Annotated in this window: 16 protein-coding genes and 1 riboswitch; of the genes, 12 read left to right on the plus strand and 4 right to left on the minus strand. The window is 74.1% G+C overall.

The window, feature by feature from the left end:
• The 8 genes from AW271_RS05620 (at position 1) to AW271_RS05655 (ending at position 9,718) form a co-directional block, all read left to right on the plus strand.
• On the plus strand, positions 1–975 hold the full coding sequence (locus AW271_RS05620) for an ABC transporter permease (RefSeq protein ID WP_062332667.1): 975 nt from the start codon (positions 1–3) through the stop codon (positions 973–975).
• Entirely contained in the window at positions 975–2,777 is a 1,803-nt protein-coding gene (locus AW271_RS05625) for a dipeptide/oligopeptide/nickel ABC transporter permease/ATP-binding protein (RefSeq protein ID WP_062332670.1), read from the plus strand. The genes AW271_RS05620 and AW271_RS05625 overlap by 1 nt, the downstream gene beginning before the upstream one ends.
• Positions 2,774–3,508: an ABC transporter ATP-binding protein gene (locus tag AW271_RS05630; protein ID WP_062332672.1), complete on the plus strand. Its 735-nt coding sequence runs from the start codon at positions 2,774–2,776 to the stop codon at positions 3,506–3,508. Before AW271_RS05625 ends, AW271_RS05630 begins: the two co-directional genes overlap by 4 nt.
• The gene (locus tag AW271_RS05635) at positions 3,505–4,866 is read left to right on the plus strand and encodes a serine hydrolase domain-containing protein (RefSeq protein ID WP_062332676.1); all 1,362 of its coding nucleotides are present in this window, start codon (positions 3,505–3,507) and stop codon (positions 4,864–4,866) included. The genes AW271_RS05630 and AW271_RS05635 overlap by 4 nt, the downstream gene beginning before the upstream one ends.
• A 2-nt stretch (positions 4,867–4,868) precedes the next feature.
• The gene (locus AW271_RS05640) at positions 4,869–5,654 is read left to right on the plus strand and encodes a GNAT family N-acetyltransferase (RefSeq protein WP_157553908.1); all 786 of its coding nucleotides are present in this window, start codon (positions 4,869–4,871) and stop codon (positions 5,652–5,654) included.
• Positions 5,651–6,775 (plus strand): o-succinylbenzoate synthase, encoded by a 1,125-nt coding sequence (menC, locus tag AW271_RS05645; protein WP_062332679.1) that lies wholly within the window; start codon positions 5,651–5,653, stop codon positions 6,773–6,775. Before AW271_RS05640 ends, menC begins: the two co-directional genes overlap by 4 nt.
• 22 nt (positions 6,776–6,797) lie before the next feature.
• On the plus strand, positions 6,798–8,408 hold the full coding sequence (locus AW271_RS05650; protein WP_062332682.1) for a PucR family transcriptional regulator: 1,611 nt from the start codon (positions 6,798–6,800) through the stop codon (positions 8,406–8,408).
• Between the two features lie 197 nt (positions 8,409–8,605).
• On the plus strand, positions 8,606–9,718 hold the full coding sequence (locus AW271_RS05655) for an SGNH/GDSL hydrolase family protein (protein ID WP_062332685.1): 1,113 nt from the start codon (positions 8,606–8,608) through the stop codon (positions 9,716–9,718).
• Positions 9,719–9,723: 5 nt separating this feature from the next.
• On the opposite strand, the gene AW271_RS05660 is transcribed toward AW271_RS05655, so the two are convergent.
• Positions 9,724–10,383 (minus strand): hypothetical protein, encoded by a 660-nt coding sequence (locus tag AW271_RS05660; RefSeq protein WP_062332688.1) that lies wholly within the window; start codon positions 10,381–10,383, stop codon positions 9,724–9,726.
• Between the two features lie 43 nt (positions 10,384–10,426).
• A riboswitch (cobalamin riboswitch) is annotated at positions 10,427–10,566 on the plus strand.
• A gap of 35 nt (positions 10,567–10,601) precedes the next feature.
• Between AW271_RS05660 and AW271_RS05665 the strand changes: the two genes are divergently transcribed.
• Complete coding sequence (locus AW271_RS05665; RefSeq protein ID WP_062332690.1) at positions 10,602–10,928, plus strand: hypothetical protein; 327 nt, start codon at positions 10,602–10,604, stop codon at positions 10,926–10,928.
• Here AW271_RS05665 and AW271_RS05670 read toward each other — a convergent pair.
• A complete protein-coding gene (locus AW271_RS05670; RefSeq protein ID WP_062332693.1) occupies positions 10,909–12,108 on the minus strand; it encodes a glycosyltransferase in 1,200 nt (399 codons plus the stop codon). The genes AW271_RS05665 and AW271_RS05670 overlap by 20 nt on opposite strands.
• 62 nt (positions 12,109–12,170) lie before the next feature.
• Between AW271_RS05670 and AW271_RS05675 the strand changes: the two genes are divergently transcribed.
• Complete coding sequence (locus tag AW271_RS05675; protein ID WP_062332696.1) at positions 12,171–12,758, plus strand: TetR/AcrR family transcriptional regulator; 588 nt, start codon at positions 12,171–12,173, stop codon at positions 12,756–12,758.
• 7 nt (positions 12,759–12,765) lie between these two features.
• On the opposite strand, the gene AW271_RS05680 is transcribed toward AW271_RS05675, so the two are convergent.
• Positions 12,766–13,092, minus strand: coding sequence for a hypothetical protein (locus AW271_RS05680; protein ID WP_062332699.1), 327 nt, complete (start codon positions 13,090–13,092; stop codon positions 12,766–12,768).
• An 84-nt stretch (positions 13,093–13,176) separates the two neighbouring features.
• Here AW271_RS05680 and AW271_RS05685 point away from each other — a divergent pair, with 84 nt between their 5' ends.
• Together AW271_RS05685 and AW271_RS05690 are read left to right on the plus strand one after the other, a co-directional pair.
• Positions 13,177–14,739, plus strand: a complete 1,563-nt coding sequence (locus AW271_RS05685) for an FAD-dependent oxidoreductase (RefSeq protein WP_218007950.1) — start codon at positions 13,177–13,179, stop codon at positions 14,737–14,739.
• Positions 14,736–15,908, plus strand: a complete 1,173-nt coding sequence (locus AW271_RS05690) for a cytochrome P450 (protein WP_062332706.1) — start codon at positions 14,736–14,738, stop codon at positions 15,906–15,908. Before AW271_RS05685 ends, AW271_RS05690 begins: the two co-directional genes overlap by 4 nt.
• On the opposite strand, the gene AW271_RS38255 is transcribed toward AW271_RS05690, so the two are convergent.
• Positions 15,820–17,067: an MFS transporter gene (locus AW271_RS38255; RefSeq protein WP_083976096.1), complete on the minus strand. Its 1,248-nt coding sequence runs from the start codon at positions 17,065–17,067 to the stop codon at positions 15,820–15,822. The genes AW271_RS05690 and AW271_RS38255 overlap by 89 nt on opposite strands.
• Positions 17,068–17,096 lie beyond the last annotated feature (29 nt).

A 17,096-nucleotide genomic window follows, 5' to 3' on the forward strand; every position in this document is an offset into this window, starting at 1 on the left:
ATGAAGACCCCGACGTCCGGCGTCAAGGTCGGCAGGTGGCCGCGCTTCGCGCTCCGGCGCGCGGCGCGGCTGCTCGCGTCGTTGTGGGTGCTGGTGACCGCCTCGTTCCTGATGATCCACCTGGTGCCCGGCGACCCCGTGCGCGCAGCGCTCGGCCCGACCGCCCCCGCCGACCTGGTGCTCGCCCACAAGGAGGAGCTCGGCCTGCTCGACCCGCTGTGGCAGCAGTACGCGACCTTCCTCGGCCACCTGCTCCAGGGCGACCTGGGGGTGTCGATCGCCAGCCGGCTCCCCGTCGGCGAGGTGATCGCCCAGCAGCTGCCCGCCACCGCCGAGCTCGCCCTGCTGGCGTTCCTGCTGGCGGTGGCGGTCGCGGTGCCCGTCGGCGTGGTGATGGCGGTGCTCACCCGCCGGGGCCGGGGACGGCGCGCCGAACTGGCCTTCACCGGCACGAACGTCGTGGTCAGCGCGATCCCCGACTTCCTGCTCGGCGTCGGGCTGGTCTACCTGCTGGCGGTGCAGACGCACGTGTTCCCGGTCGCCGGGCGCGCCGGGCCCGACTCCTACGTGCTGCCGGTGCTGGCCCTGGCGGTCGGCCCGGCGGCGGTGTTGTCGCGCATCGTCCGGGTGGAGATGCTCGCGGTGATGGAGGCCGACTACGTGCGCACGGCGCGGGCCAAACGGCTCACCCCGGTGCGGGTGCACGTCGTGCACGCGCTGCCGAACGCGGTGACCGCGACGTTGACGATCGGCGGGCTGGCGCTCAGCTCGCTGGTGGCCGGCACGGTGCTGGTGGAGAACGTGTTCGCCTGGCCGGGGCTCGGCTCCTCGATCGTCTCCTCGATCGTCGCCAAGGACTATCCGCTGGTCCAGGGCACCGTGCTGGTGTACGGCGTCGGGGTGCTGCTGATCAACACGCTCGTCGACGTGGCGCTCGCGCTGCTCGACCCCCGCTCGGCGATCGGGGAGGCCTGATGAGGGCGCTGCGCAGGCCCGTCGGCCTGGTCGGGGTCGCGCTGCTGGCCCTGGTGCTGTTCGCCGCCGCCTTCGGGCCGGTGCTCTGGGGGGATCGGGCCGCCGCCGTCGACACCGCCGACCTGCTGGCCGGGCCGTCGGCCGAGCACTGGATCGGCACCGACAACCTCGGCCGCGACCTGTTCGCCCGGGTGCTGGTGGCCGCCCGGCTCTCGATCCTGCTGGCGCTGGCGGCGACCGCGATCGGCATGGTGCTGGGCTTCCTCCTCGGGGCCGCGCCGATGCTCCTCGGGCGGCGGCTCGGCCGCCTGATCACCGCCGCCGTCAACGTCCTGGTCGCCTTCCCCGGGCTGCTGCTGGTGCTGTTCTTCGCCGTCGTCTTCGGCGTCGGCGCGCGCGGGGCCGCGCTCGCGGTCGGGCTGGCCGGCGCGCCCGCCTTCGCCCGGCTCTGCCACACCCTCATCGCCGGGGTCTCCGAACGCGACTACGTCGCGGCGGCCCGCATCGCCGGGGTCGGCCGGGTGCGCATGCTCTGGCGGCACGTGCTGCCCAACATCGCCGAGCCGGTCATCGTGTACGCGACGATGACGGCCGGCGCGGCCCTGCTCACCTTCGCGGGCCTGTCGTTCCTCGGGCTGGGGGTGCAGGCGCCGGACTACGACTGGGGCAAGCTCATGCAGGACGGCCTCAACGGCATCTACGTCCACCCGCTGGCCGCGCTCGGCCCCGGCATCGCCGTCGTGCTGGCCGGGCTGGCCTTCAACCTCACCGGCGAGGCGTTCGCGGCCGGGCCGCGCCGCACCCACGTCCTGCCCCCGGCCGGGCCGCCGTCGCCCGCCACCACCCCGGCCGCGACCACCGTGTTGTCGGCCGACGACCTGCGGGTGACCATCCCCGGCCCGAACGGGCCGATCCACGCCGTGCGCGGGGTCAGCCTCACCGTCGGCGACGGCGAGGCCGTCGGGGTCGTCGGCGAGTCGGGGTCGGGCAAGTCCGTGACGGCGCTGGCGGTCGCCGGGCTGCTGGAGCCGCCGGTCCGCGTGGAGGCCGGCCACCTGGCCGTCGCCGGGGAGGACCTGCTGGCCCCCGGCGCGAGCCGGCGGCTGGGCACCGCGCTGGCGGTGGTGTTCCAGGACCCGATGACGTCGTTCAACCCGGCCCACCGCGTCGGCCCGCAACTCGCCGAGGTGAGCCGCTTCCACCAGGGCATGGGCCGCAGGGCCGCGTTCGCGCGGGCGGTCGACCGGCTGCGCGCGGTGCGGATCGGCGACCCCGCGCGGCGGGCCCGGCAGTACCCGTTCGAGTTCTCCGGCGGCATGCGCCAGCGGGCCATGATCGGCATGGGCCTCATGGGCGAGCCCCGGCTCATCGTCGCCGACGAGCCCACCACCGCCCTCGACGTCACCGTGCAGCGGCAGGTGCTCGACCTGCTCGCCGACGTGCGCCGCGACACCGGCGCGGCGCTGCTGCTGATCAGCCACGACGTGTCGGTCGTCACCGACGTGTGCGACCGCGTCCTGGTCATGTACGCCGGTCGTGTCGTCGAGGAGCTGCCCGCCAAGGACCTGCGGGCGCTGGCGCGCCATCCGTACACGCGGGCGCTGGTGGCCGCCGTGCCGGACATGGAGACCGACCTCGACCGGCCGCTCGCCGTCATCCCCGGGCTGCCTGTCGACCCCGTCGAGGCGCCGGCCGGATGCGCGTTCGCGCCCCGCTGCCCGCTGGCCGACGACCACTGCCGCGCGGTTCCGCCGCCGCTGCTCGACGGCGTGGCCTGCCATAAGGCCGGGGAGGCCCAGTGAGCACGCTCACCTTCCACGAGGTGTCGGTACGGTACGGCACGCACACCGTGCTGCACGAGGTCAGCCTGGAGGTCCCCGAAGGCGAGACGGTCGGCCTGGTCGGCGAGTCGGGCTGCGGCAAGTCGACCCTCGCCCGCGCCGCCGTCGGCCTGGCCCCCGTCACCTCCGGCGCGATCCTGCTCGACGGCCGGCCGGTGCCCACCCGGGGCCGCCGGCCGGTCCAGATGGTCTTCCAGGACCCGTACTCCTCCCTCGACCCGCGCATGACCGTGGGGGAGAGCATCGCCGAGGCGCTGCCCGGCCGCCCCGCCCGCAGGGAACGGCAGCAGGAGATCGCCCGGCTCCTGGCCCTCGTCCACCTCGACCCCGGCCGAGCCGGCGACCTGCCCGGACAGCTGTCGGGCGGGCAGCGGCAGCGGGTCGCGCTGGCCCGCGCGCTCGCCGCCCGGCCGCAGGTCATCCTCGCCGACGAGATCACCTCCGCGCTCGACGTGTCGGTGCAGGGCGCGGTGCTCAACCTCATCCGCGACATGCGCCGCGAGCTGGGCCTGTCGATGTTGTTCATCTCCCACGACCTGGCCGTCGTCCGCTACGTCGCCGACCACCTCGCGGTGCTGCACGCCGGGCGGATCGTCGAACACGGCCCCGCCGCCCGGGTGCTCGGCGACCCCCGCCACGACTACACCCGCCACCTGCTGGCCTCCGCCCACCCTCTGAAGGAGCACACGTGAACCAGGCCCACTGGCAGCACCGCCTCGACGAACTGGCCGCCAAGCACGGTGTGCCCGGCGCCCAACTGGGCATCCTGCGCGACGACGACCTGCTGACCCTGGCCACCGGCGTGCTGCACGCCGGGACCGGCCAGCCCGCCGCCCCCGACTCGGTCTGGCAGATCGGCTCGATCTCCAAGGTGTGGACGGCCACCGTCGTCATGCAGCTGATCGACGAGGGCCGCTTCACCCTCCAGACCCCGGTCGCCGAGGTGCTGCCCGAGTTCCGGCTGCGCGACCCCGGGACCACCGCCGCCGTCACCGTCTGGCACCTGCTCACCCACACCAGCGGCATCGACGGCGACCTGTTCACCGACACCGGCCGCGGCGACGACGCCCTGGAGAAGTACGTCGCCCTGCTGGCCGACTCGGCGCAGAACCACCCGATCGGCGCGACCTGGTCGTACTGCAACGCGGGCTACTCGGTGCTCGGCCGGATCATCGAGGTCGCCACCGGCCAGACGTGGGACCAGGCGATCAGGGAGAAGCTGTTCACGCCGCTCGGCCTGACCCGCACCACGACCCTGCCCGAGGAGGCGATGGTCTTCGGCCACGCCATGGGCCACGTCAAGGGCGGGGAGGAACCCGTGGTCGCGCCCGTGTGGGGGCTGCCGCGCGCGGTCGGCCCGGCCGGGCTCATCACCGCCCCCGTCGCCGACGTGCTCGCCTTCGCCCGCATGCACCTGCGCGGCGGGCTCGCCGCCGACGGCGCCCGGGTGTTGTCGGAGGAGAGCGCGGCGGCCATGTCGGCCTACCAGACCGACTGCCCCGAGAAGCGGCTGCTCGGCGACTCCTGGGGGCTGGGCTGGTTCCGCTGCGACTGGCGCGGCCACCGCGCCTACGGCCACGACGGCAACACCATCGGCCAGGCCGCGTTCCTGCGCGTGCTGCCCGAGGCCGGGGTCGCCGTCGCGCTGCTCACCAACGGCGGCAACACCCACGACCTGTACGCCGACCTCTACGACGAGATCTTCGCCGAGCTGACCGGCGTCCACCTGCCCGAGCCGTTCGAGCCCCCGGCCGAACCGGTGGCCACCGACCTGACCGCCCACGCCGGCGTGTACGAGCGCGAGTCGGTCCGCATGGAGGTCTTCGACGACGACGGCAAGCCGACCCTGCGCACCATCCTCACCGGCCCGCTGGCCGGGCTGGAGGACGACCCCGTGCAGACCTACGAGATGACCCCGGTCGAGCCCGGCGTGTACGCGGTCCGCCCCGAAGGCATGGAGACGTGGATCCCGGTGACGTTCTACTCCCTGCCGACCGGCGAGGAGTACGTCCACTACGGCGCCCGCGCGACCCCGAAGAAGCTCGGCTGACCGTGCTCTCCCAACACCACGACGACCACCTCGACGCGGCCCGGGACGCCGGCGACCGGGCCCGCAAGGCCGGCGTGGAGATCCGGGAACTCCACGACCTGCCCGGCGCCCACGCCATGATCGACCTGCTCGCGGAGATCTGGGGCCGCCCGCTGATCACCGTGGAGTTCCTCCGCGCGCTGACCCGGGCCGGCAACTACGCCGCCGGCGCCTACGACGGCGACCGCCTCGTCGGCGTCTGCCTCGGCTTCCACGAGGAACCGGCGGCCCGCACCCTGCACAGCCACGTCGCCGGGGTCGTGCCGGGGCTGGCCGGCCGCGGCGTCGGCGCCGCGCTCAAACTCCACCAGCGGGCCTGGGCGCTGGCCCGCGGCATCCCGACGATCGAGTGGACCTTCGACCCGCTCGTCAGCCGCAACGCCTACTTCAACATCGTCAAGCTGGGGGCGCTGCCGGTGGAGTACCTGCCGAACTTCTACGGCGCGATGCACGACGCCATCAACGGCGCCGACGACACCGACCGCCTGCTGATGCGCTGGGACCTGCTCTCGCCGAGGGTCGCCGCCGCCTGCTCCGGCGCGCCCTTCGACCGCCCGGCCGCCGGTCCGGCCGGGCGACGCGTCGCCGTCCCCGACGACATCGAGGCGCTGCGCGCCGACGACCCGGCCGCCGCCGTAGCGTGGCGGCGGCGGCTCCGCGACGAACTGGCGCCGCTGATGACCTCCGGAGGCCGCGTCGTCGACTTCGACCGCGACCTCGGCTACCTCGTCGACCTGGAGACCCCATGAAGCTGCGCGGAATCGAACTGCGCCGCGTCTCGATGCCGCTCGTGGCGCCCTTCCGCACCTCGTTCGGCACCCAGACCGACCGCGACGTCCTGCTGGTGAAGGCGGTGACCGACGAGGCCGAGGGCTGGGGCGAGTGCGTCGCGCTGACCGACCCGCTCTACTCGCCCGAGTACGTCGACTCCCAGCAGGACGTGCTGCGCCGCTTCCTGCTGCCGAAACTCGCCTCGCCGGAGGGGGCCGCCGCGGTCGGCCGGTCGGGCGCGGCCGGGGTCGCGGGGGCGCTGCACGCGTACAAGGGACACCGCATGGCCAAGGCGGCCGTGGAAATGGCGATCCTGGACGCCGAACTGCGCGCCCTCGGCCGCTCCTTCGGCCGTGAACTCGGCGCCGTCGCCGACCGGGTGCCCAGCGGCGTCTCGGTCGGCATCCACGACTCGATCCCGGCGCTGCTGGCGGCCGTCGAGGGCTACCTGGACGAGGGCTACGCCCGCATCAAGCTGAAGATCGAACCCGGCTGGGACGTGGAACCGGTCGCCGCCGTCCGCGACCGCTTCGGCGGCGACGTGCTCCTGCAGGTGGACGCCAACACCGCCTACACCCTCCGCGACGCCCGCCACCTGGCGAGACTCGACGCCTTCGACCTGCTGCTGATCGAACAGCCGCTGGAGGAGGAGGACGTGCTCGGCCACGCCGCCCTGGCCCGGCAGCTGGCCACCCCGATCTGCCTCGACGAGTCGGTCGTGTCGGCGCAGACCGCCGCCGCCGCGATCACGCTCGGGGCCTGCCAGATCATCAACATCAAGCCCGGCCGCGTCGGCGGCTACCTGGAGGCCCGGAAGATCCACGACCTGGCCGCCGCGCACGGCGTCGCGGTCTGGTGCGGCGGCATGGTCGAGACCGGCCTCGGCCGGGCCGCCAACATCGCCCTGGCCGCGCTGCCCGGCTTCACCCTGCCCGGCGACGTGTCGGCCTCCGGCCGCTTCTACCGGACCGACATCACCGAGCCGATCGTGCTGGCCGACGGCCACGTCGCGGTGCCCACCGGCCCCGGCCTGGGCGTGACCCCGATCCCCGAGCTGCTGGAGCGGGTGACGACGTCGGTGGAGTGGATCCCGTTCTGAGGTGCGCGCCTATACTCCGGGCGTGAGTCAGCGACCGCGTGCGAGCCTCGGCCGGGTCCTCGACGACCTGGGCTCCACCCTCCTGGAACTCGTCGCGGGCGACGTCGACCACCCCGGGGGCATCAGCGCCCTGGTCATCTTCGACCCGCTCGACGAACCCGTGCTCGCGCCCCGCTCGCTGGTGCTGGGCGTCGGCGTCGACCCCGCCGCCGGGGCGCTGCCCGCGCTGCTGCGCTCCCTCGGCGGCCACGACACGGTCGCCCTGGTCGTCAGGGCCCCGGTCGCGCTCACCCCGGAGGTGCGGGCGGCCGTCCAGGAGAGCGGCGTCGCCCTGATCGGCCTGCGCCGGGGCGCCACCTGGGCGCAGCTGACGGCCCTCATCCGGGCGATGCTCGCCGAGGGCGACATCGGCGTCACCGGCCACGAGTCCCTCGGCGGCCTGCCGTCGGGCGACCTGTTCGCCGTCGCCAACGCCGTGGCCGCGCTGCTCGACGCCCCCATCACCATCGAAGACCGCAGCTCCCGCGTGCTGGCCTTCTCCGGCCGCCAGGACGAGGCCGACCCCTCCCGCGTCGAGACCGTCATCGGCCGCCAGGTCCCCGAACGGTACGCCAACCGGCTGACCGAACTCGGCGTCTTCCGCGACCTCTACCGCTACCAGGCCCCCGTCGTCGTCAAACCGCAGGACCTCGGCTACGACGAGACCACCGTCCAGCGCGTCGCCATCGCCGTGCGCGCCGGCGACGAGGTCCTCGGCTCCATCTGGGCCGCCATGGACGGCGAGGTCGACCGCGAACGCACCCAGGCCCTGCTCGACGCCTCCAAGCTGGTCGCCCTCCACCTGCTGCGCCTGCGCGCCGGCGCCGACGTCCAGCGCCGGCTGCGCACCGACCTGATCGGCACCGTCCTGGAAGGCGGCGCCGGGGCCCGCGACGCCCTCGGCCGCCTCGGCCTGTCGGCCCGCCGCCTGGTCATCGTCGGCGCCGGCCTGCGGCCCGGCCATCCCCCCACCGACCTCGAACGCCTGGCCGACGCCCTGTCGGTGCACCTGTCGGCGACCGTCCCGGCCTCGGCCGTGGCCGCCGTCGGCGGCACCGTCTACGGCCTGCTCCCGGTCGTCGTCACCACCGGCAGCCCCGAACAGCGCGCCGCCCGGCTGGCCGCCGACTTCGTCGACCGCGTCGACGGCAACCTGCACGCCATCGTCGCCGTCGCCCCCGCGGGGTCGGACATCAGCGGCATCGTCCACGGCAAGGCCCAGGCCGACCGCGTGCTGCGGGTGATGCGCGAAGGCCACACGGGCCTGCGGGTGGCCCAGCTCGACGACGTCCAGACCCTCGCCCTGGTCCTGGAACTGCGCGACCTGGCCGCCGCCAGAGACGAACGCCCCGGCGGCGCGATCGCCCGCCTGATGGACTACGACGAACGCAACAACGCCGGCCTGGTCGAGACCCTGGAGGCCTGGCTCGACGCGCTGGGCGACGTGGGCAAGGCGGCGGCCGCCCTGTTCATCCACCCGAACACGCTGCGCTACCGGCTCCGCCGCGTCACCGAGGTGGGCGAGATCGACCTGACCGACCCCGAACAGCGGTTCGCGGCGATGCTCCAGCTCAGGATCCTGTCCCCCCGCTGACCGACCGGCGCGTCAGAGATGGTGGGGCTCAGCAGAGCGATTCGGGAGGCCGGCGGCGCCGGAGACGACAGTCCGCCGCGAGCAGCACGACCGCCGACTATGGCAAGGTGTCGGACATGACGGACAGAAACGAGCCCACCCTTCCGCGGTGACCGCGCTCCCATCGCCTCGACGGCACCGTGATCGCGGGGTGCCGCATGAGTGACCCGGAGACCCTGGCGTCACTGCTGCGAACGGCCGCCGGCAGCCGGAGTGTGTCGCCGGCCGAGCTGCTCAACGGCGTCGACGACGCCACCGTGGTCCGCCTCGGCCGGTTGTTGCAGGAGCAGATCGAGTTCCGCTACTGCGCCGCGGGCATCCACGAGTTCCCCGACGCCTGCCGGACGGTCGCGGCGTTCGCCGAACGGGCCGAGACGGCCGAACCCGTGCTCGACCTGCTGGCCTCGGCGCTCGCCATGGCCGACGACCTGCGCAGCGGCCCCACGGGCCGCCTCCCGTGGCCGCCGGGGGAGCGGGCCGCCACCCTCGCCCGGCTCGAACGGCTCATCGAGTCCCCGCGCTGGAACCCGGTCCTCGCCGAGGCGCGGCGCTCCGCCGACCCGCTCACCCGGTGGCGGGCGGAATGGGCAGGCCGGGCGCCCGCTGTCGTTCCCTCCGGTTTGGTGGTGTACGTCGCCGTGCCCGACCCCGCACGCGGCGGCAGAGCCGAGACCCGGCTGCTGGTCGACGGGCTGCCGATCGTGGCCGAGGGTTTCCGTTCCGGCGCGCCGGACGTGCCCGAACGGCTGCTGCCCGCGCTGCGGGCGACGGCGGAACCGCGCGAGGTGCGGCTGGCCGAGGCGTGGTGCGCCGAAGGGTGCTGCGGGGCGTTGTACGTGACGATCGCCCTCGACGGGGACACGGTCGTGTGGAGCGACTGGCGGGGACACCGCCCGGGGGCCGCCCTCACGACCTTCTGTTTCCCGGCCGCCGATTACGACCGGGCGCTGGAGACGGCCGTACAGGACGAGGAATGGAAGTGGCCCGCCCGCACACTCGCCGACCGGCTGGCCCGCCGCCTCGGCGACGACCCCGGCCTGCTCGGACGCTGGGAGTGCGAGATCGGCGGAGTGCTCGCCCAGGTGGGCGAGCAGGATCGGATCGAGGTGGTCTTCTGGCGGCGGGGGCGGCCCCGGATCCAGTTCGGCTGGACCGTCCCGGTCGACGACGCCGACCTCGACCGTCAGCTGGCCCGAATCATCGAGCGGCTGCGCGAGGAGGACCCCACGACGCACGCCGAACGCCTGGGCTTCTCCTGGCCCGAGCCGTGAACCGGTCACCCGTGCTGAGGGCACCACTTCACGTGCAACAGCGTCGACGGATGCCCGCGGTCCGCAGAGCGAGGGCGGTCGGCCTCGATCTCGGCGCAGCAGTGGGCGCCCGGGTTCTCCGCACGGTGGGCCGGGCCCGATTCGACCAGGTCACGGACCTCGTCCAGCTGCGCTTCGAAGGCGGGGCGGCTGCCGGTCAGGAAGAGGGTGTCGGCCGCGACATCCCAGCGGAGGTGGTCGCGGAACTCGCGGTGGCGTCGGCGCTCGTGATCGACGGACGGCCGCCACGCCCACGGCGGGAGCGCCACCCGATGCGGGCGTCCCGGCCCCAGCCGGGCCCGGACCTGCTTCCACCGCGAGGCCGGGAACCCTAGCCGATGGTGCAGCAGCACCAGGTCGAGCAGCCGCTCCCGGTTGACCGAGCCGGCCGGGCGGGCCTTGCGCAGCGGCAGGTAGATCAGGCTGTTCGGCGACCGGGCGGCCAGGCCCCAGGCCAGCGCGACCGTCAGCGCCGTCGCGCGGTCGACGCTCAGCTCCGCGCCCCACCAGTGTTCCCAGAGCATGCCGTGCCGCGAGGCCCGCGCCGGGCGGACGACGCGGTAGGTCTCCCGGCCCAGCCGGACCTCGCTGATCAGCGTCGGCCAGGTCTGCCGCGACAGTCTCACGCGAAGCAGGGTAGAAGGCGGCCCATCCGCGTGCCGACCGGTTTTTCCCGCTATGAGACGATGCCCCGGCAAAGGCGACGGCGGACGAGGAAACCGGTGCGAATCCGGCGCGGTCCCGCCACTGTGACCGGGGCGGCCCCTCGCCCCGGGAGCCAGGAGACTCACGCGGTCGCCTCCTCACGAGCCGGGGCGGATCTCCCCGAGAGAGGACGGCGCCGGTGCGCGTCACCGTGTGCCGGGACTGCTGCTGCGGCAGCACCCGGAAGGTTCCCCATCTCGACCACGACGAGCAGATCCGGCTGCTGCGCGAGGTCGCCGAGGTGCGGGTGACCGAGTGCCTGGACGTCTGCGACCAGGCCAACGTCATCGTCGTCCAGCCGACCCCCGAAGGCCGCGCCGCCGGAGGCCGGCCGGTGTGGCTCGCCTTCGTCAACGACGGCCCGGCCACCGCCGACGTGGCGGCCTGGATCCGCGCGGGCGGGCCCGGACTCGCGCCGTTGCCCCCGATCCTCGAACTGCACCGCTTCACCGCGCCCGGTCGCTGAGCCGGCGCACCGCCTCGACGACCGGCGCCGCGCCGTCCTCCGCCGAGATGCCGGCCGCGAGTGCTTGGGCGCGCCGCCGGTAGACCGGGTCGGTGACCGCTGTGGTGAGCGCGGCGGCCAGGCGGGCGGAGGTCAGGCGGCGGAAGGGCAGCGCGGCCGGGGCCACGCCGAGCGCCGTCAGCCGGGACGCCCAGAACGGCTGGTCGTTCATGACGGGCACGGCCACGGCCGGCGCCCCCGCCCGCAGGCCGATCCCGGTGGTGCCGGCGCCGCAGTGGTGGGCGACGGCGGCCATCTGGGGGAACAGCCAGTCGTGCGGCACGTCGCCGACCGCGAGCACGTCGTCGGTGAGGCGTCCGCGCACGCCGGTCTGCAGCACGCCGCGCAGCCCCGCCCGCCGCAGTGCGCCGAGGGCCAGTTCCGTGTACCGCTCGGCCCGCGTGTCGGCCAGGCTGCCGAAGCCGACGAATACCGGCTTGGGGCCCGCCGCCAGGAAGTCGCGCAACACCGGGTCGGGCTGCCAGCCCGGCGGCCGGAGCGGCCACCAGTACCCGGTGATCTCCAGGCCGGGCCGCCAGTCGGCCGGGCGCGGCACCACCAGCGGGCTGAACCCGTGGAAGACCGGCCAGCGGGTGGTCTCCCGGCGCAGGTGGAGGGCGCGCGGGGTCATCGGGGGCAGCCCCAGCCGGGTCCGGATCCGGGTGCTCAACCCGGTGATCAGCGGCCCGGCGGCCGGCACCTCGAAGGCGAGCCGGGCCGCCCGCCGGTTCGCCCAGCGGCCGAGCGAGCGCTGGAACACGCTCATGACGGGCGGGAAGTCGCCCGTGGGGTCGATCGGCTGCAGGTGCACCCCCATGCTGGGCACGCCCATCGCCTCGGCGACGTGACGAGCCGGTGTGCCCGCGACGCCGGTCAGCAGCAGGTCGGCCCGCTGCCCGGCGAGCCCGGCCAGTCCTTCGACGAGCTGCTCGCCGTAGTGCCTGAAGGCGCGGATGGAGAGCAGGGAGAGCGGGTCTCCCGGAACCGGCAGGTAGGCCAGGCCCGCGCCGGTCACCAGATCCCGGTACGGCTCGTGGGCCGCGATCGTCACCTCGTGCCCGGCCGCGCGTAACCGAGAGCCCAGCCCGGTGTACGGCCCCACGTCGCCGCGGGTGCCGACACCGATGAGAAGGATTCGCATGTCATACAGTCGCATGAGAAAAGAGCTTTTACCATGCACTCGCATGAGAAAAATGGCGGGCAATGCCGAAGATCGTCGACCACGACGCCCGGCGCCGGCACATCGCCGACGCCGTGCACCGCATCGTCCACGACAAGGGGATGGAGAGCGTCAGCCTGAGAGAGGTCGCCGCCGAGGCCGGGATGTCCATGGGGGCGGTGCAGTACTACGTCGCCACCAAGGAGCAGATGCTGCTGCTGGCGCTGGAGCGCATCGGCGTCTGGATCGGCGAGCGCATCGCGACCGTGGCCGCCCGGCAGCCGACGCCGCTCGACGTGCTGCGGACGACCGTCCTGGAGCTGCTGCCCCTCGACGAGGAACGCCGCTACCTCAACCGCGTCGGGCTGGCCTTCCAGGCGAGTTCGGTGGTGAACGACAACCAGGCCGCCGCGATGCGGATGGGGTACACGCACCTGCTCGCCTTCCTCGCCGAGCAGATCAGGGCCGCCCAGGCCGCCGGTCAGCTCGCCGCCGGCCTGGACGCGGGCAAGGAGGCGAGCATCCTGTACGCCTTCGCCCAGGGCGTCGTGAACGCCGCTCTCGTCGGGCACTACACGGCCGACGAGGTCACCGCGCTCCTCGACGAGCATCTGGGGCGCCTGTCGGCGTAGCCGCCGGTCACATGTGGGCGTCGTTCCACAGGCGGTACCAGGGGCCCGCCAGGTGGCGCACTTCGGCCGGTCGGCGGACGGGGTTCCAGATGTAGCCGTAGCCGTCCTGGTCCCAGGTGCGGCCCCGGTAGAAGATCACCCCGTCCTCCTCCTGGCGGACGAACACGAACGACAACAGCCCGATGTGCACGTCGCGGACCTCGACGCCCTTGCCCAGCGTGCGGGCGAACTCCGCCATCTCCTCCGACGAGTGCTCGAAGCGCAGGCCCTCGGCCCAGGGCACGTCGACGACGAGGACGACCGCCAGGAGCACGTACAGGATGCGCTTGGTCATGGGGACATTCTCGGTGCTTACTCAAAGATCGGTGTCTTCTGAGCATTCCGGGCGGCGGGGGCGGGCACGGCTGACGGTGTGAGAGTGGTCGTCGATCTGACCAGGTGCCAGGGCTACGGCCAGTGTGTCTTCCTCGCGCCCGAGGTCTTCACCATGGGCGAGGAGGTGCTCCGGTACGACCTCGACCCGCCCGACGACCAGCGCGACCACATCCTGCGGGCGGCGGCGGCCTGTCCCGTCCAGGCCATCCACCTCGACTGGACGGCCATGCGCGCGCTGCCCGCCTCCCGGGAGTGCGGGACCCGGTTCGAGGGGCGGATCGTCATCGTCGGCGGGTCGCTGGCCGGGGCGCGGGCGGCCGAGGCGCTGCGGCGCGACGGGTTCGGCGGCCCGCTGACCGTGATCGGCGAGGAGGACGGCGAGCCCTACGACCGGCCGCCCCTGTCGAAGCAGGTGCTCACCGGAGAGGTCGCGCCCGAGCACACCAAGCTGCCGAAGGTGCGCCGGGTCGAGGCCGAGTGGCTGACCGGCACCCCGGCCGCCGGCCTCGACGTGGCCGCGAAGAAGGTGCTGCTGGCCGACGGGCGCGAGATCCCCTTCGACCGCGTGCTGCTGGCCACCGGCACCCGCGCCCGGCCCTGGCACGACGAGCGGGAGGCCGCGCTGACGGGCGTGCACACCGTGCGGTCGGCGAAGGACGCGGCCGGGCTGCGCGCGGCGCTGGCGGCGGGGCCGAAGCGGGTGCTGATCCTGGGGGCGGGCTTCACCGGCAGCGAGATCGCCTCGGTCTGCCGGGAGCTCGACCTGCCGGTGACCGTCGTCGAGCGCGGGCCCGCCCCGCTGGTGAGCGCCCTGGGCGGGGTGATCGGCGACGTCGCGGCCGACCTGCAGCGCGAGCACGGCGTCGACCTGCGCTGCGGCACGACCGTCACCGCGCTGGAGGGCGACGCCCAGGGCCGGTTCCGCCGGGCGCGCCTGTCGGACGGCTCCGTGGTCGAGGCCGACGTCGCCGTGGTCGCGCTCGGCTCCATCCGCAACGTCGAGTGGTTGCGCGGGTCGGGGCTGGCCGCGGGGGTGTGGGGGGTGACCTGCGACGCGGGCTGCCGCGCCGTCGACCTCAACGGGCTGGTGCTGGACGACGTCTTCGTGGCCGGCGACATCGCGCGGTTCCCGCACCCGCTCTACCAGTACCAGTTCATGACGCTGGAGCACTGGGGGAACGCGGTCGCCCAATCGGAGATCGCCGCCCACAACATGATCAGCGACCAGGCCCACCGCTGGCCGCACCTGGCGGTGCCGGTGTTCTGGTCGAGCCAGTTCGGGATCAACATCAAGTCGGTCGGCGTGCCGACCTTCGCCGACCAGATCGTCGTCACGCAGGGCTCGACGGCCGAGCGCCGGTTCGTCGCCGCGTACGGCTACCAGGGGCGGATGACCGCGGCCGTCACCTTCGACCAGGGCCTGTGGCTGGAGTTCTACCAGCGCCGCATCGAACAGGCCGCGCCCCTCCCGCAGGGCGACGCGCAACCCGCGCGGGTGCCCGAACGGCTGTCGGCCACCGCCGAGACGACCGTGGTGGTGACCGGCCACGACCCGGCCGAACGGCGGGTCTCGCTGCTGCACGCACCCGGGGGAGTCACGTCGTGAGTTGTCCGTTCCAGCGTCTGCTCGAGCCGTCGGGCCGCCCCGACCCCTACCCGATGTTCGCCGAGTTGCGGTCCACGCCGGTGGCGCGGCAGGACGACGGCACCTACGTCGTCAGCACCTACCAGGAGATCGTCGCCCTGCTGCACGACCCGCGCGTCAGCTCCCGCCGCCGCGACCCCGACCGGGTCCCGGCCTTCATCGCCCTCGACCCGCCCGAGCACGACCGGCTGCGCCGCCTGGCCATGCGCCACTTCGGCCCGCCCCACTCACCCGGCCGGATCGACGCGCTGCGCCCCGAGATGCTGGCCGTCACGACCGGCCTGGTCGACGCCCTGGCCGGCAGACGCCGCGCCGACCTGGTCGAGGAGGTCGCCTACCCGCTGCCGGTCACGATGATCTGCCGGCTGCTCGGCGTGCCGCGCGAGGACGAGGGGCGGTTCCACGCCTGGGCCGACGAGCTGATCGAGACGCTCGCGCCGGGCGAGCAGCACCGCGCCGAACGCGAGCGCGCCCGGCTGGAGGTGACCGCCAAGTTCGACGGCTACCTGAGCGACCTGGTCGACGCCCGCCGCCGCGAGCCCGGCGACGACCTGCTGTCGGGCCTCATCGCCGACGGCGAGATGACCCGGGACGACATCGTCAGGACCGGCGTGCTGCTGCTGATCGCCGGGCACGAGACCACGATCAACCTGATCGCCAACGGCATGCTCACCTTCCTGCGGCACCCCGAGATCCTGGCCCGCGTCCAGGCCGACCCCGGCCTGATCGTGCCGGCGGTCGAGGAGCTGCTGCGGTTCGAGCCGCCGGTGCAGATGCTGCCCATGCGGACGGCGCTGGAGGACCTCACCATCGCGGGGGTCGTGATCCCGGCCGGGTCGCCGATCGTGCTGGCACTGGCGGCGGGCAGCCGCGACCCCGCCCACGTGCCCGACCCCGACCGGTTCTCGCTCGACCGGCCGCGCAACGAGCACCTGGGGTTCGGGGGCGGCGTCCACTACTGCTTCGGCGCTCCGCTGGCCCGGCTGGAGGCGCAGATCGTGCTGACCGAGCTGGTCCGCCGCCTGATCGGGCCGAGGCTGGTCAGCGACCCGCCGCCCTACCGGCCAAGTCCGGTTCTGCGCGGGCCGCGCCATCTGTGGGTGGAGTACGACGGGGTCGCCCGGCCATGACGAGCGTGCCGGCCAGGGCCGTGATCGCCACGACGGTCCCGTAGCCGGTGGCCATGGACGACACGCCGACCACGCCGACCAGCTGGCCGGCGACGATGGCGGGCACCCCCAGCGCGAGGTAGCCCACGAGGTAGATGGCCGCGAACAGGCCGGCGCGCTCGTGCGGCCGCACCTCGGGCACCAGCCCCCGGGTCAGGCCGGAGAACGACGTGCCGACCCCGGCCCCGCCGAACACGGCGGCGGCCCACAGCAGGGGCAGCGCCCCGGCGGCCACGGTCGCGACGAACAGGACCGCGCCGACGGCGACCAGAGCCATGCCGTACAGGCGCAGCACCCGGGGCGGCACCCCGGTGGTGACCACCGAGGCGACGCCTCCGGCGGTGAAGGCGACGAAGGCGGCCAGCGCCCCGGCGATCGGGTTGTGCACCCCGAACTCGCCCCCGAGCACGATGGGGACCAGCCCGAGGAACAGCGCCATCGTCATGAAGGCGCTGACCGTGCTGGGCAGCGTCGTGGCGAACAGCCGCCGCACCTGCGGCGGCACCGAGACGCGCGGCGCCAGCGACCGCAACGCGCCCGGTTTGGGGGTGGACGTCTCGGGGGTGAACAGGGTGAACACCGTCCCGGCCGCCATGACCACGACGAGCACCAGCCAGACCGCGAACACGGGCTCGGCGGCGAACTCGGCCAGCAGGCCCGCGAAGATCGCCCCCAGGGCCAGGCCCGCCAGCGGCGCGACCGTGGTCACCAGCGCGCCGAGCTTCTTGTGCCGGGCCGGCGCGAGCTCCACGACGGCGGCGCTGAGCGAACTCGACGCCGCGCCCGTGGCGATGCCCTGCACGATCCGGGCCGCGACCAGCCCCCTGATCGAGGACGCCGACAGGAACACCAGCATCGCCACCAGCTCGACCGCGAGGGCCGCGATCATGAGCGGCCTCCGTCCGACGTGGTCGGACAACGAGCCGATCACCAGGATGGTGAGCAGGAGCGCGAGGGAGTAGACGCCGAACGCGAGCGTCAGCTCCCACGGCGCGAGGTGCCAGGAGGACTCGTAGACCGGGAGCAGCGGGGTCGGCACCCCGGCCGCGGCGAGGATCGCCACCATCGCCGCCGAGATCCCGGCGAAGCCGACGGTGAGCGGCAGCCTGATGGATGTCATGCCGTGACAGTAGCCAGCTTTACTTCATT

This window comes from Herbidospora sakaeratensis, assembly GCF_001570525.1.
GTDB lineage: Bacteria > Actinomycetota > Actinomycetes > Streptosporangiales > Streptosporangiaceae > Herbidospora > Herbidospora sakaeratensis.

What these genes read in the sequence shown, in the direction of transcription:
- AW271_RS05620 (WP_062332667.1), top strand. Translation starts at nt 1, where the DNA reads ATGAAGACCCCGACGTCCGGCGTCAAGGTCGGCAGGTGGCCGCGCTTC.
- AW271_RS05625 (WP_062332670.1), top strand. Translation starts at nt 975, where the DNA reads ATGAGGGCGCTGCGCAGGCCCGTCGGCCTGGTCGGGGTCGCGCTGCTG.
- menC (WP_062332679.1), top strand. Translation starts at nt 5,651, where the DNA reads ATGAAGCTGCGCGGAATCGAACTGCGCCGCGTCTCGATGCCGCTCGTG.
- AW271_RS05655 (WP_062332685.1), top strand. Translation starts at nt 8,606, where the DNA reads ATGAGTGACCCGGAGACCCTGGCGTCACTGCTGCGAACGGCCGCCGGC.
- AW271_RS05670 (WP_062332693.1), bottom strand. Translation starts at nt 12,108, where the DNA reads ATGCGAATCCTTCTCATCGGTGTCGGCACCCGCGGCGACGTGGGGCCG.
- AW271_RS05675 (WP_062332696.1), top strand. Translation starts at nt 12,171, where the DNA reads ATGCCGAAGATCGTCGACCACGACGCCCGGCGCCGGCACATCGCCGAC.
- AW271_RS05680 (WP_062332699.1), bottom strand. Translation starts at nt 13,092, where the DNA reads ATGACCAAGCGCATCCTGTACGTGCTCCTGGCGGTCGTCCTCGTCGTC.
- AW271_RS38255 (WP_083976096.1), bottom strand. Translation starts at nt 17,067, where the DNA reads ATGACATCCATCAGGCTGCCGCTCACCGTCGGCTTCGCCGGGATCTCG.